Here is a 14,423-nt window from a genome sequence, read left to right as displayed (position 1 = left end):
ACGCCGGACCAGCCAGTCTGGGCGACCTGACCCGCTCCACCATGAAAAAAGCGCCTCCGCGGAGGCGCTCTTCGTCGTGGGCTCAGCCGATCAGCCGACCCACTTGCGCGCGTTGCGGAACATGCGCATCCACGGCGACTCGTCCGGCCAGCCTTCCGGCGCCCACGAGTGCACGGCGGTGCGGAACACGCGCTCGGCGTGCGGCATCATCGCGGTGAAGCGGCCGTCCTCGGTGGTGACCGCGGTCAGGCCGCCCGGCGACCCGTTCGGGTTGAACGGATAGGTTTCGGTCGCCTGGCCGCGGTTGTCGACGTAGCGCAGCGACTTCACCACTGCATTGACGTCGCCGGTCAGCGAGAAGTCGGCAAAGCCTTCGCCGTGGGCGATCGCCAGCGGCGCATGGGTGCCGGCCATGCCGTCGAAGAAGATCGACGGCGAGTCCAGCACCTCGACCATGCCGAAGCGCGCTTCGAACTGCTCCGACTTGTTGCGGGTGAATTTCGGCCACGCCTGCGCGCCCGGGATGATCGATTTCAGGTTGCTCAGCATCTGGCAGCCGTTGCACACGCCCAGGCCGAAAGTGTCCTGGCGCGCGAAGAAGGCGGCGAACTGATCCGACAGCTGCGGGTTGAACAGGATGGTCTTGGCCCAGCCCTCGCCCGCGCCCAGCACGTCGCCATACGAGAAGCCGCCGACGGCGATCACGCCGTGGAAGTTCGCCAGCCTGGCACGGCCCGCGATCAGGTCGCTCATGTGCACGTCGACGGCGGCAAAGCCGGCCTGGTGCATGACCCAGGCGGTCTCGATGTGCGAGTTCACGCCCTGCTCGCGCAGGATCGCCACGCGCGGACGCACGCCCGTCGCAATGAAGGGCGCGGCCACGTTGTCGCTCAGGTCGAAGGTCAGCTTCGGCGACAGGCCCGGATCGCTTTCGTCCAGCAGGCGCTCGTATTCCTGGTCGGCGCAGTCCGGGTTGTCGCGCAGGCGCGCGATGCGCCAGCTGGTCTCGCTCCACAGGCGGTGCAGGACGCTCCGCTTCTCGCTGTAGATGAGCTTGGCGTCGCGGGTAAACTCGATCACGCCGCGGTCGTTCAGCTTGCCGATGATGTGGCTGCAAGCGCCCAGGCCGAGTTCCCGCAGCACCGCCATCACGGCCTGCTTGTCCTCCGCGCGCACCTGCAGCACCGCGCCCAGCTCTTCGCTGAACAGCGCGCGCAGGGTCATCTCGTTGCGGCGCTCGCCGACCTGCGTGGTCCAGTTCTTGGCGTCGCCCCAGTCGGAAGCGTGCTCGCCTTCCATGGTCAGGATGTCGAGGTTGACCGACACGCCGGCGCGGCCGGCGAAGGCCATCTCGCAGAGCGTCGCGAACAGGCCGCCGTCCGAACGGTCGTGGTAGGCCAGCAGCTTGCCTTCCTTGTTGAGGCGCTGCACGGCATTGAAGAAGGCCTTCAGGTCGTCGGCCGAATCCACGTCCGGGACGCTGTCGCCGATCTGCTGGAACACCTGCGCCAGGCTTGATGCACCCAGGCGGTTCTTGCCACGGCCGAGGTCGACCAGCACCAGGGCGGTGTCGCCCAGATCCGTGCGCAGCTGCGGGGTCAGCGAACGGCGCACGTCCGGGACCGATGCGAAGGACGACACGATCAGGGACACCGGCGAAATCACCGATTTGTTGGCGCCCTCGTCGTTCCAGGTAGTGCGCATCGACAGCGAATCCTTGCCGACCGGGATCGACACGCCCAGCGCCGGGCACAGCTCCATGCCGACCGCCTTGACGGTGTCGAACAGCGCGGCGTCCTGGCCCGGCTGGCCGCAGGCCGCCATCCAGTTGGCCGACAGCTTGATGTCGCCGATCTGGTCGATCGCGGCGGCGGCGATGTTGGTGATCGCCTCGCCCACGGCCATGCGGCCCGAGGCGGCGGCGTCGATCACGGCCAGCGGGGTACGCTCGCCCATCGCCATCGCTTCGCCCACGAAGCCTTCATAGGACATGGCGGTGACCGCGCAGTCGGCTACCGGCACCTGCCACGGGCCGACCATCTGGTCGCGCACGGTCATGCCGCCCACGCTACGGTCGCCGATGGTGATCAGGAAGGACTTGTCGGCCACGGTCGGGTTCAAGAGGACCCGGCGCGCCGCTTCCTCGAGCGCGATGCCGGTCAGGTCGATCGCCGGGAAGTCGTATTTCACGTGCTCGACGTCGCGCAGCATCTTGGGCGGCTTGCCGAGCAGGACGTCCATCGGCATGTCGACCGGGCTATTACCAGCCTGCGGGTCGATCACGCGCAGCTGGCGCTCTTCGGTGGCGGTGCCGACGACCGCGTAGGGGCAGCGCTCGCGCTCGCACAGCGATGCAAATTTATCAAGGTCCATTGGCGAAATCGCCAACACATATCGCTCCTGCGACTCGTTTGACCAAATTTCCTTCGGCGCCATACCACTCTCTTCGAGAGGCACCTTGCGCAGGTCGAACAGCGCGCCGCGCTTGGCGTCGTTGACGATTTCCGGGAAGGCGTTCGACAGGCCGCCGGCGCCGACGTCGTGGATCGAGATGATCGGGTTGTCCGCGCCCATCTGCCAGCAGCCGTTGATGACTTCCTGGGCCCGGCGTTCCATTTCCGGGTTGCCGCGCTGGACCGAGTCGAAGTCCAGGTCGGCGGTATTGGTGCCGGTCGCCATCGAGGACGCGGCCGAGCCGCCCATACCGATGCGCATGCCCGGGCCGCCCAGCTGGATCAGGAGGCTGCCGACCGGGATCTCGTCCTTGTGGGTGTGTTCTGCTGCGATGTTGCCGATGCCGCCGGCGATCATGATCGGCTTGTGGTACCCGTACACGTTGCCGGCCGCGCCCACGTTCTGCTCGTAGGAACGGAAGTAACCGCCCAGCACCGGACGGCCGAACTCGTTGCTGAAGGCGGCGCCGCCGATCGGGCCATCGATCATGATCTGCAGCGGCGAAGCGATGCGCTCCGGCTTGCCGTAGACCGTGTCCACGCGGCCGTTTTCGCCGGCGGTGACGTCGCTCGCGTTCTCCCATGGACGCTGGGCATCCGGCAGCAACAGGTTCGACACCGTGAAGCCGGTCAGGCCGGCCTTCGGCTTGGCGCCGCGACCGGTCGCGCCCTCGTCGCGAATCTCGCCGCCGGCGCCGGTGGAGGCGCCCGGGAACGGCGAGATCGCGGTCGGGTGATTGTGGGTTTCGACCTTCATCAGGATGTGGGTCAGCTCCGTTGACGCACCGTATTCCTGTCCGAGGCGCGGGAAGAAGCGGGTCACGCTGGCGCCCTCGATGATCGAGGAGTTGTCGCTGTAGGCGACCACGGTGCCGCGCGGGTTCAGCTGGTGGGTGTTCTTGATCATGCCGAACAGCGACTTGTCCTGCTTGACGCCGTCGATGATCCAGTCGGCGTTGAAGATCTTGTGGCGGCAGTGTTCGCTGTTCGCCTGGGCGAACATCATCAGCTCGACGTCGGTCGGGTTGCGCTGCGCGCGGGTAAAAGCGTCGTGCAGGTAGTCGATCTCGTCGACCGACATCGCCAGGCCCAATTCAAGGTTGGCGCGCACCAGCGCGTCGCGGCCCTGCCCGATCACGTCCACGGTCTCGAGCGGCCGGCCTTCGAGTTCGTCGAACAGGCGCTGCGCCTCATCGGCGCTGCGCAGCACGGTCTCGGTCATGCGGTCGTGCAGCAGCGCGGCGACGGCGGCCACTTCATTCTCCGCCAGCTTCTTCGGCGCGCCAATGCCGGTGCCGAGGATGCCGCCCTTGAGCACGACGGTATAGCCGACGCCGCGCTCGATGCGGTGCACGTGCTGCATGCCGCAGTTGTGGGCGATGTCGGTGGCCTTCGAGGCCCACGGCGAAATCGTGCCCAGGCGCGGGATGACGAAGAACTCCTCAGTCACGCCCTCGTACAGCGTCTGCGCCGCAGGCTCGCCATAGGTGAGCATGGCCGACAGGCGCTCGGTGTCTTCGACGCCTAGCTGCGCGCTGGCGTCGATGAAGTGATAGAAGCGGGCCTGGACTGCGGCAATCGATGGTGCGACGGCTTGGAGTTGCGACAGGAGGCGTTGGCTACGGAAGGCGGACAGGGCGTTGGAACCCGGCAGAATCAACATGGCTGAGAAGTTGGTTGATGCAGCGTCGCTGCTTGGGTGGAAGATAGCCCGCTATTATACAGGGTCACCAAGCAGCGTTGCATTCCTACCAGTCCAAACCTTGTAGAACGGACATTTCTTGATCCTGCAGGAACTTATCGGTATTGTAAGCACATCATAATTAAAACAAGGTGCATGGGCACCGCACAGGAACGGAAGCGAGATGCAAGAGAACGCCAACCTCACGGTATTGATCGTCGACCCCAACCAGGGCATGCGCGGCAGCCTGCAGAACATGCTGAACCAGGCTGGGATCACCAGGATCGAGTCGGCGGTCAATGCCGGCACCGCGATCAAGCAGCTCACCAAGCGCGGCTACGACATCATCCTGTGCGAGTACGACCTGGGCGGCCCCCAAGGCGACGGCCAGGACGGCCAGCAGCTGCTGGAAGACCTGCGCCACCACCGCCTGATCACGGCATCGACCATCTTCATCATGCTCACCTCGGAAGGCGTGTACGACAAGGTGGTCAGCGCCGCCGAACTGACCCCGACCGACTACGTGCTCAAGCCCTTCACGGTGGACATGCTGAGCACCCGCATCAAGCGCGCGCTGGAGCGCCGCACCGCCCTGCTCCCGGTCTGGCAATTGGCCGCGCAGGGTAAACCGGTGGAGGCCATCCGCGCCTGCGCCACCGCGGCGATTGCCAGCCCGCGCTATGCGCTCGACTTCCTGCGCCTGAAGGCCGAGCTGCACGTCGCCAGCGGCGAACACGCCCAGGCCGGGGCGATCTACCGCGACGTGCTGGCCGAGCGCCCGCTGGGCTGGGCCGGCCTTGGCCTGGCGCGCACCATGCTCGCGCAAGGCCAGGTGGAAGATGCGCGCGATACGCTGGCGGCGCTGGTGCAGGCCAATCCGCGCCTGATGGCGGCCTACGACCTGCTGGCGCGCTGCCACGAGCAGCTGGGCAGCAGCCTCGATGCCCAGAAAGTGCTGGAAGAAGCCGTGTCGATCTCCCCGCACATGGTGCGCCGCCTGCGTAAACTGGGCGAAGTCGCGCTCGAGAACGGCGATGCCGAGGCCGCGGAGAAATCCTTCAAGCAGGTGGTGAGCAAGGCGCGCTACTCGGAATTTCGCAATCCCGAAGACCACGTCAACCTGGTCAGGGCAATGGTCACGCGCGGCGACGTCGCAGGCGCCGGCGGCGTGATCCGCGACCTGGAGCGCTCGATGCGCGGCAACGCCAACGTCGATGCCTGCAAGGCCTATTCGAGCGCCCTGCTCCTGGAAAAGATGGGCAAGGTCAGCGCCGCCGTGGCCGAACTCTCGAACGCCGTCAGCGCGGCGCGCACCAGCAGCGGACTGTCGCCGAACCTGAAGATCGGCCTGGCGCAGGCCTGCCTGGAACACCAGATGGACGAGCAGGCCTCGAACGTCATGATGAGCGTGATGGGCGACGCTTCCAGCCAGGTGACCGTGGACCAGGCGATGAACGTGTTCGTGCGCGCGGGCCGCCCGGACCTGGCCGACGGCATGGGCCAGCAGCTGCGCGCCCAGGCGCAAATCCTGCTCGGCGTGGCGGACGAGAAGCGCAACATGGGCGACGTGCGCGGCGCGGTGCAGACCCTGTTGGAGGCGCTGCACATGGCGCCTGGCAACCTGCAGGTGATGGTGGCGGTGGCTGGCGGGATCCTGCGCCAGGTGAACGAGCTGGGCTGGGATCATGCGCTCGGCGAAGTGGCGAGCGAGCAGATCGAGCGCTTGCGGGCGATGGATGCGGGGCATCCGCGCCTGGCGGCCCTCACGGAAGAGCTTCAGCAGGCCAGGCGCAAGTACGGTATGTCGACCTGAATGTTCGCCGCTGTCAGGCTGCCCAAAGCCGGACGCATCAGGCCGGCACGCGGACCGTGTGACGAACCGAGGGAACCGTTGGGTGAACTGGAAGCCTATGCGAGTTAGCAAACTGATCGTCCTCGTGCTGGCGATCTCCAGCCAGGCAGAATGCCGCGTCGTCGAGCGCATCGGGGAGTCCCGGACTTGCCCGACCATCCCGGTCCCGGAGGACAGCGTGGTCAGCGGCGAAGAGAACACGCCCTTGCCCTTGCTGGTTCTCTACCCCAAGCGCCTGGCGAAAGACTTCAGCGGATGCGCCTATGCCTGGCTGGCGGAAGACGCAGCGCTGAACGGCACCGAGCTGCACTCGATTGCCAGGTTCGAGAAGGGCGTCGTCGTTGACGGCCTCATCTCGGATTCGATCGGCCCATCCATGGTGAATTGCGCCGCACGGAACCGAGAAGAGCATCCCGCCTTGTGTGGCAGCTTCGACCAGTTCTGGCGCGATACCATCGCTATGCCGCCTCCGGAAACATACACCAGGAAGCCGCGCCGGACCGGTCCCTGAAGAGAAAGTACGCCTCAGGCGCTATGGAGCGCCATAGCCTCCGCCGCCGGGCGTCTCGATCACGAACAGGTCGCCCGGCTCCATCCCGACCTTGCCGATGTGACCCAGGGTCTCGACCGTCCCGTCGGCCCGCAGCACGGTATTGCGCCCGCGCTCGCCCGGTGCGCCGCCGGCCATGCCGAAGGGCGCATGGATGCGGTTGTTCGACAGGATTGCCGCCGTCATCGGCTCCAGGAAGCGCACTTTGCGGGTGCCGCCATTGCCGCCATGCCAGCGCCCTGCCCCACCGGAGCCGTGCCGGATCTCGTAGCTCTCCAGCCGCACCGGGAAGCGGAACTCCAGGATCTCCGGATCGGTCAGCCGCGAGTTGGTCATGTTGGTCTGCACCACGTCGGTGCCAATGAAGCCTTCGCCCGCGCCGGAGCCGCCCGAGATGGTCTCGTAGTACTGGTAGCGCGCGTTGCCGAAGGTGAAGTTGTTCATCGTGCCCTGGCTTGCGGCCATCACGCCCAGGGCGCCGTACAGCGCGTTGGTGATGCAAGTGGAGGTCTCGACGTTCCCCGAGACCACCGAGGCCGGATAGTGGGGATTGAGCATCGAGCCCGGCGGGATGATCACCTTCAGCGGTTTCAGACAGCCGGCATTCAACGGAATCTCGTCGTCGACCAGGGTGCGGAATACGTACAGCACCGCCGCCATGCACACGCTTGATGGCGCATTGAAGTTGTTGGGCAGTTGGCCGGAGGTGCCGGTGAAGTCGATCTCGGCGCTGCGGCTGGCGCGGTCGACGCGGATCGCGACCTCGATGCGGGCGCCGTTGTCGAGATCGTAGCTGTACTGGCCATCCTTCAGCGCCGAGATTACACGGCGCACGGCTTCCTCGGCGTTGTCCTGCACGTGGCCCATATAGGCGCGCACGACATCGAGCCCATAGTAGCCCACCATCTTGTGCAGCTCCTCGACGCCCTTCTGGTTCGCCGCCACCTGGGCGCGCAGGTCGGCCATGTTCTGGTCGGGATTGCGCGCCGGGTAGCGCGCGCCCGTCAACAGCGCACGCGCTTCCTCTTCGCGCAGCACCCCGTCCGCGCCGTCGACCAGCTTGAAGTTGTCGATCAGGACGCCCTCCTGCTCGATGTGGCTTGAATCCGGCGGCATCGAACCCGGCGTGGTGCCGCCGATGTCGGCGTGGTGGCCGCGCGAGCCGACGTAGAACAGGATCTCGTTGCCCGCTTCATCGAACACCGGCGAGATCACCGTGACGTCCGGCAGGTGCGTGCCGCCGTTGTAGGGGTCGTTCAGCACGTAGACGTCGCCTGCCTTCATGCGGCCGGCGTTCTTGCGCATCACGGTCTTTATGCTCTCGCCCATCGAGCCCAGGTGCACCGGCATGTGCGGGGCGTTGGCGACCAGGTTGCCCTCGGCATCGAAGATCGCGCAGCTGAAATCGAGGCGCTCCTTGATATTCACCGAGTACGCCGTATTCTGCAGGCGCAGGCCCATCTGCTCGGCAATCGACATGAACAGGTTATTGAAGATTTCGAGCATGACCGGATCGGCCGTGGTGCCGATCGCGCGCCGTTCCGGCAGCGCCTCCACCCGGCGCAGCACGAGGTGATTGTGCGGCGTGACCTGGGCCTGCCAGCCCGGCTCCACTACCGTCGTCGCATTCGCTTCGGCGATGATCGCGGGGCCGCGCACGATGTCGCCTGCTCGAATAGCATCCCGCAGGAACACGCCGGTATCAACCCAGGCGCCGCCGCTGAACATGCGCACCACTTCGCCCGGCGCCGGCTGCGCGCCGTTCGAACCGGCCGCCGCAATCGCCTCGGCGGGCGCGTCCGAGCGCCCGATGGCTTCCACCGAAACCGCCTCCACCACCAGGGCGCGCGAGGGCATCAGGAAGGAATAGCGGCGCTTGTAAGCTTCCTCGAAGGCGGCCTGCATGGCATCGGTCTCACCAAAAGGCACGACGATGGCCGAGTCCGTGCCTTCGTAGCGCAGGTGCACCCGCTGCACCAGTTCGATGCGGCCGGGCGCCACGCTCTGCCCCAGCAGCTGGTCGCGGGCACCAGCGCCTAGCGCGGCCAGGCGCAGCGCCAGGGCGTCGACGCCGGCGTCCCGCAGACGCAGCTCGACCGCCTGCTCGCGCATCGCGGTCTGGTCGGCAAGGCCCATGCCGTACGCCGACAGAACGCCCGCCAGCGCATGGATGAACACCGTCTTCATGCCGAGCGCGTCGGCCACCAGGCAGGCATGCTGGCCGCCGGCGCCGCCGAAGCTGGTCAGCGCATATTCCGTCACGTCGTGGCCGCGCTGCACCGAGATCTGCTTGATGGCGTTGGCCATGTTGCCGACCGCGATCTGGATGAAGCCCTCGGCCACCGCTTCCGGCGCGGGCTTGTCGCCCGTCGCGTGCCCGATTTGCTCCGCCAGCGCGGCGAAGCCTGCACGCACGGCGTCCAGGTCGAGCGCTTCGTCGCCGCCCTTGCCGAACAGGCGCGGGAAGTGGCGCGGCTGAATCTTGCCGAGCATGAGGTTGCAGTCGGTGACCGCCAAGGGCCCGCCGCGGCGGTAGCTGGCCGGCCCCGGGTTGGCGCCGGCGCTGTCGGGGCCGACGCGGTAGCGGGTGCCGTCGAAATGCAGGATCGAACCGCCGCCCGCGGCCACCGTGTGAATGCTCATCATCGGCGCGCGCATGCGCACGCCGGCGACCTGGGTCTCGAACACGCGCTCGAACTCGCCCGAGAAATGCGAAACGTCGGTCGAGGTGCCGCCCATGTCGAAGCCGATGACGCGCTCGAAACCGGCCGCTTGGCTCGCGCGCACCATGCCGACGATGCCGCCGGCAGGTCCCGACAGGATGCTGTCCTTGCCCTGGAAGGCGCGCGCATCGGTCAAACCGCCGCTCGACTGCATGAACTGCAGGTTCACGCCCGGCAGCTCGCCGGCAACCTGGTCCACGTAGCGGCGCAGGATGGGCGACAGGTAGGCGTCGACCACGGTGGTGTCGCCGCGCGCCACCAGCTTCATCAGGGGGCTGACCTCGTGCGATACCGAGATTTGCGTGTAGCCGATCTCGCGCGCGATGCGCGCCGTCGCTGCTTCATGCTCCGTGTAGCGGTAGCCGTGGATGAACACGATGGCGATCGAGCGCAGTCCGCGGTCAAAGGCCTGCTGCAGCGCGGCCCGGGTGGCAACTTCGTCCAACGGCTGCACGGTCTCGCCGTGCGCACCCATGCGCTCGTCGATTTCAATGACCTCCGCGTACAGCAGCTCGGGCAGCACGATGTGGCGGTCGAACAGGCGCGGCCGGTTCTGGTAGGCGATGCGCAAGGCGTCGCGAAAACCCCGGGTGATCGCCAGCACCGTCGGTTCGCCCTTGCGCTCCAGCAGCGCATTGGTGGCGACGGTCGTGCCCATCTTGACCGCCTCCACCTGCGCGACCGGCACCGCCTCGTCCTTCGCTACGCCCAGCAGGTGGCGGATGCCGGCCACGGCTGCGTCGCGGTACTGTTCGGGGTTCTCGGACAGCAGCTTGTGGGTGAGCAGCTGGCCGTCGGGCCTGCGCGCCACGATGTCGGTGAAGGTGCCGCCGCGATCGATCCAGAACTGCCAGTCCATGTACAACCTCCCTTGCCACGCGATCCAAAACGCCTATTGTAGTCCGGGCGCGCGACTGTTTTGGCCAAAATGCATGACAATAGGATCATGGACAATCCCCTGTACACCGTCGCGCAGCTGCGCGAGATCGAACGGGCCGCCTATGCGGAGCTCGAACCTGGAACCTTGATGCGCCGTGCCGGCGAAGCGGCCGCGAAGTATGCGCTGGAACTGCTGGGCGACAAGCGCGACCTGCCCGTCTTGCTGCTGGCCGGCCCCGGCAACAACGGCGGCGATGCGCTGGAGATGGCGGCCGTCCTTGCCGACGCAGGCGTCGATGCGACCGTGCTCTACCCGCCCGGCCAGCGCGAGACCTCGGACGAGGCGGCGAGCGCGCATGAACGCGCACGCGACGGCACGGTCGGCTTCATCGACATGCTGCCCCCTGGTGCGCAGTGGGGCCTGGTCGTGGACGGCCTGTTCGGCATCGGCCTGACGCGTCCGATCGAGGGCGAGTACCGTGCGCTGGTGGCCTCGCTCGACGATGTGCGCTGCCCGATCCTGGCGCTGGACGTGCCGAGCGGACTGGATGCCGACACCGGCGCCGTGATCGGCCCCGACGGCATCGCAGTCCGGGCGACTCACACCATCACCTTCCTGGGCGACAAGCCGGGCCTGCACACGGCCGATGGGCGCGACCATGCGGGCCAGGTGCGGGTAGAGCCGCTCGGCGTCGCACCAAATCTGCTCCCGGCGCCCGCCGCCCGCCTCGGGTCGGCCGACAGCTTTGCGCAGCACCTGTCCGGCCGCCGCCACAACACCCACAAGGGCAGCTTCGGCGACGTCGCCGTCATCGGCGGCGCCCACGGCATGGCCGGCGCCCCGGTGCTGGCCGCGCGCGGCGCCCTGTTCGCCGGCGCCGGCCGGACCTTTGTTGCGATGATCGATCCCGGGCCGGGCTACGACAGCGTGCAGCCCGAGATCATGTTCCGGCTGGCCGACGAGTTCGAGTTCGACAAACGCACGCTGGTGATCGGCCCCGGCATGGGCGGCTCGGCCAGCGCGATGCGCCTGCTGGCCAGGGCCCTCGACAGCGACAGCCCGCTGGTGATCGATGCCGATGCGATCACCCTGATCGGCGCCAGTCCCGACCTGTTGAAACGCCTGGCACAAAGAAGCAGCCCGGCCGTGCTCACGCCTCACCCTTTGGAGGCCGCGCGCCTGCTCGGCATGATGGCGCCCGGCATCCAGGCCGACCGCTTGGCGGCCGCACGCGAGATCGCTGTGCGCAGCAATGCGGCGGTGATCCTCAAGGGTTCGGGCTCGGTGATCGCGCGCCCGGATGGGACGATTTTCATCAACCCCACTGGCAACGCCGGCCTGGCGACGGCCGGCAGCGGCGACGTGCTGGCGGGGATCTGCGGTGCGCTGCTGGCGCAGGGCTGGCCGGCATGGGAAGCGGCGGCGGGTAGCGCCTGGATCCACGGCACCGCGGCGGACCTGCTGGTCGCGCACGGGGTTGGTCCGATCGGCATGACTGCCGGCGAGCTGCCGGCCGCGGCACGTGCCGTGCTGAACCTGCTGGTGGCCGAGAAAGCTGGCGTTACGTAGGGTGGACGGCTCCGCCGTCCGCGCGTTCAAACCATGCGAGAATCGACGCTACTTCTGTTCGTTCTCTTCTTGAACGCGCGGTCGGCAAGCCGACCACCCTACCGGTTCAAGCTAATTGGCCTGCCGCGATTGTCAGCGTGCGGCCGCAGCGCGCGGCCATGGCCGGATCGTGCGTCACCAGCACCAGGGTCGAGCCGCGCTCGCGGTTCAGTTCGAACATCAACTGAATGATCGCTTCGCCGGTGGCGGCGTCCAGGCTGCCGGTCGGCTCGTCGGCGAACAGCAGCGGCGGTTCGGTGACAAAGGCACGGGCCAGGGCCACGCGCTGCTGCTCGCCGCCCGACAGGTACTTGGGATAGTGGCGCAAGCGGCTGGACAGGCCCACGCGTCCCAGCATGGCCTCGGCTTTGGCGCGGGCATCATTGTCGCCACGCAGTTCCAGCGGCAACATCACGTTTTCCACGGCATTCAGGTGGGCCAGCAACTGGAAAGACTGGAACACGAAGCCCAGCTTGGCCTTGCGGAAGGCGGCGCGCCCATCCTCGTCGAGCGCGAAGATGTCGGTGCCGTCGAGCAGGACCTTGCCGCTCGATGGCGTATCCAGGCCGGCAAGCAGGCCCAGCAAGGTCGACTTGCCCGAGCCGGAGGCGCCGACGAGCGCGAGCGTCTCGGCCGGTTGCACGGTAAAATCGATGTTTTGCAGGATGGTGAGTTCGCCGTTGGCATCCGCCACCCGCTTCGACAGGCCGCTGACCGCGATTGCCGCAGGCCGGCCTGGCGCTGCAGCGTCGGCCGTCATACCATTCTTGAACACCTCGGGGTTATCACGCATGCTAGCCATTCTTAAAAAGTTTCTCGTCTTCATCGTGACGCTGGCCGCGTCGGGCAGCGCCTATTCTGCACCAAAAACCATCCTCGTGTTGGGCGACAGCCTCTCGGCCGAGTACGGCATCGCGCGCGGCGCCGGCTGGGTCGCCCTGCTTGAACAAAAGCTCAAGGCCGAAAACATCCCGGCCAAGGTCGTCAACGCCAGCATCAGCGGCGAGACCACGATCGGCGGACGTACCCGCCTGCCGGCGCTGCTCGACCAGCACAAGCCGAACATCGTCGTGATCGAACTGGGCGCCAACGACGGCCTGCGCGGCCTGCCCGTGGCCTCGGCCGAAGGCAACCTGCGCGCCATGGTCGACATGGCGCAAAAGAAAAATGCGAAGGTGATGCTGGTGGGGATGCGCATGCCGCCGAACTATGGGCGCGCCTACACCGAAAGCTTTTTTAACATGTTCAAGAAGATTTCAAGCGACACCAAATCGCCGCTGGTGCCCTTCATGCTGGACGGCGTGGCCGACAAGCCGTCCCTGTTCCAGCAGGACCGCATGCACCCGACCGCTGCCGCCCACCCCATCATCCTGAACAACATCTGGCCGCAGTTCGCGCCACTCGTGAAAAAATAATGAAATACCCAGCCGTCCTGAACTTCGCCGACATCCTTCCCGAACTCGATACCTTCGACGCCATCATCGACGCGCGCAGCGAGTCGGAATATGCGCTCGACCGCATCCCCGGCGCGATCAATGCGCCGGTGCTCGACGACGAGCAGCGCGTGCGCGTCGGCACCCTGTACAAGCAGGTCGGCGCCTTCGAAGCGAAGAAGGTGGGCGCGCCGCTGGTGGCCGCCAACATCGCGCGCCATATCGAGGCCCTGTGGGCGGACAAGCCGCGCGACTGGAAGCCGCTGGTGTACTGCTGGCGCGGCGGCAACCGCAGCGGCTCGATGGCGCACATCCTGGCCAAGATCGGCTGGCCGGTAGTGCAGCTCGATGGCGGCTACAAGGCCTACCGCGCGCACGTGGCAAGCGCGCTGGAGAACCCGCCGCACCTGGATTTCCGTGTCGTGTGCGGCACCACGGGCAGCGGCAAGAGCCGCCTGCTGGAGACCCTCGACCGCATCGGCGCGCAGGTGCTCGACCTGGAGAAGCTGGCGGCGCACCGCGGCTCGGTGCTGGGCCACCTGCCGGACGAGCCGCAGCCGAGCCAGAAGATGTTCGAGAGCCAGGTCTGGGACAAGCTGCGGCACTTCGATCCAGCCAAGCCCGTGTTCGTGGAATCCGAGAGCAAGAAGGTCGGCAACCTGCGCGTGCCGGACGCAGTCATGGCAGGCATGCGCGCCTCGCCCTGCATCTCGCTCTCGCTGTCGCGCGAGAACCGGGTGCGGCTCCTGATGGAAGACTACGAGCACTTCTGCAAGAACCCGGACGCGCTCACCGGGCAGCTCGCCCACCTGGTGCAGCTGCACGGGAACGACAAGATCAAGGCCTGGCGCGACATGGCCAACAGCGGCGCGATGGCCGAGCTGGTGGACCAGCTGCTGGTGGAGCACTACGATCCGGCCTACCTGCGCTCGATCGACCGGAATTTCGTTCAGTTTCCGAAGGCGGAGGTGGTGGAGTTGAACGACATTGCCGAGCAAGATTTCGTGGCGGCGGCACGGCGCCTGCACGCTGCCTGATAACTCGCTCCACGCATTTCCATCCGTAGCAGTAGAGTCGTCATCCCGGCGCAGGCCGGGATCCAATTTTGCATGCATGGCCACAAGCGCGTGCGTTCTCACTCTTCGTGGGAATTGGATTCCGGCCTTCGCCGGAATGACGTTCTATGACAGCTGAATGACCGAAGCTCCTGCTTAGTTCGACGCGCAAAAACAAAAAGCCCGGC

The 14,423-nt window shown here is 66.8% G+C and carries 8 protein-coding genes; 5 read left to right on the top strand and 3 right to left on the bottom strand.

Annotation, left to right across the window (positions count from 1 at the left end; translation table 11 throughout):
* Positions 1-90 precede the first annotated feature (90 nt).
* Positions 91-4,116, bottom strand: coding sequence for a phosphoribosylformylglycinamidine synthase (gene purL, locus B2R83_RS00860; RefSeq protein ID WP_292037772.1), 4,026 nt, complete (start codon positions 4,114-4,116; stop codon positions 91-93).
* Positions 4,117-4,318: 202 nt separating this feature from the next.
* Here purL and B2R83_RS00855 point away from each other — a divergent pair, with 202 nt between their 5' ends.
* Both B2R83_RS00855 and B2R83_RS00850 read left to right on the top strand, forming a co-directional pair.
* Positions 4,319-5,947 (top strand): tetratricopeptide repeat protein, encoded by a 1,629-nt coding sequence (locus tag B2R83_RS00855; protein WP_292037771.1) that lies wholly within the window; start codon positions 4,319-4,321, stop codon positions 5,945-5,947.
* Between the two features lie 97 nt (positions 5,948-6,044).
* Entirely contained in the window at positions 6,045-6,497 is a 453-nt protein-coding gene (locus tag B2R83_RS00850) for a hypothetical protein (protein ID WP_292037770.1), read from the top strand.
* Between the two features lie 21 nt (positions 6,498-6,518).
* On the opposite strand, the gene B2R83_RS00845 is transcribed toward B2R83_RS00850, so the two are convergent.
* On the bottom strand, positions 6,519-10,118 hold the full coding sequence (locus B2R83_RS00845; RefSeq protein WP_292037769.1) for a hydantoinase B/oxoprolinase family protein: 3,600 nt from the start codon (positions 10,116-10,118) through the stop codon (positions 6,519-6,521).
* An 87-nt stretch (positions 10,119-10,205) separates the two neighbouring features.
* On the opposite strand from B2R83_RS00845, the gene B2R83_RS00840 reads away from it, so the two are divergent.
* Complete coding sequence (locus tag B2R83_RS00840; protein ID WP_292037768.1) at positions 10,206-11,708, top strand: NAD(P)H-hydrate dehydratase; 1,503 nt, start codon at positions 10,206-10,208, stop codon at positions 11,706-11,708.
* A 106-nt stretch (positions 11,709-11,814) separates the two neighbouring features.
* Here the strand turns inward: B2R83_RS00840 and B2R83_RS00835 are convergent, their stop codons facing one another.
* Positions 11,815-12,507 carry an ABC transporter ATP-binding protein gene (locus B2R83_RS00835; RefSeq protein WP_292037775.1) on the bottom strand — a complete coding sequence of 231 codons (693 nt, stop codon included), beginning with the start codon at positions 12,505-12,507 and terminating at the stop codon, positions 11,815-11,817.
* A gap of 31 nt (positions 12,508-12,538) precedes the next feature.
* Here B2R83_RS00835 and B2R83_RS00830 point away from each other — a divergent pair, with 31 nt between their 5' ends.
* Together B2R83_RS00830 and mnmH are read left to right on the top strand one after the other, a co-directional pair.
* Positions 12,539-13,162: an arylesterase gene (locus tag B2R83_RS00830; protein WP_292037766.1), complete on the top strand. Its 624-nt coding sequence runs from the start codon at positions 12,539-12,541 to the stop codon at positions 13,160-13,162.
* Entirely contained in the window at positions 13,162-14,217 is a 1,056-nt protein-coding gene (gene mnmH / locus B2R83_RS00825) for a tRNA 2-selenouridine(34) synthase MnmH (protein WP_292037765.1), read from the top strand. Before B2R83_RS00830 ends, mnmH begins: the two co-directional genes overlap by 1 nt.
* The last annotated feature ends 206 nt before the right edge of the window (positions 14,218-14,423 follow it).

It is taken from the genome of Massilia sp. UBA6681, assembly GCF_002454935.1.
Taxonomy (GTDB): domain Bacteria; phylum Pseudomonadota; class Gammaproteobacteria; order Burkholderiales; family Burkholderiaceae_D; genus Telluria; species Telluria varians.
Note: the sequence above shows the minus strand (reverse complement) of the source record. Positions and strands in the feature narration are given on the sequence as shown.

Coding starts and splice junctions, on each gene's coding strand:
- B2R83_RS00840 (WP_292037768.1), top strand. CDS start 10,206: ATGGACAATCCCCTGTACACCGTCGCGCAGCTGCGCGAGATCGAACGG.
- purL (WP_292037772.1), bottom strand. CDS start 4,116: ATGTTGATTCTGCCGGGTTCCAACGCCCTGTCCGCCTTCCGTAGCCAA.
- B2R83_RS00850 (WP_292037770.1), top strand. CDS start 6,045: ATGCGAGTTAGCAAACTGATCGTCCTCGTGCTGGCGATCTCCAGCCAG.
- B2R83_RS00830 (WP_292037766.1), top strand. CDS start 12,539: ATGCTAGCCATTCTTAAAAAGTTTCTCGTCTTCATCGTGACGCTGGCC.
- B2R83_RS00855 (WP_292037771.1), top strand. CDS start 4,319: ATGCAAGAGAACGCCAACCTCACGGTATTGATCGTCGACCCCAACCAG.
- mnmH (WP_292037765.1), top strand. CDS start 13,162: ATGAAATACCCAGCCGTCCTGAACTTCGCCGACATCCTTCCCGAACTC.
- B2R83_RS00835 (WP_292037775.1), bottom strand. CDS start 12,507: ATGACGGCCGACGCTGCAGCGCCAGGCCGGCCTGCGGCAATCGCGGTC.
- B2R83_RS00845 (WP_292037769.1), bottom strand. CDS start 10,118: ATGGACTGGCAGTTCTGGATCGATCGCGGCGGCACCTTCACCGACATC.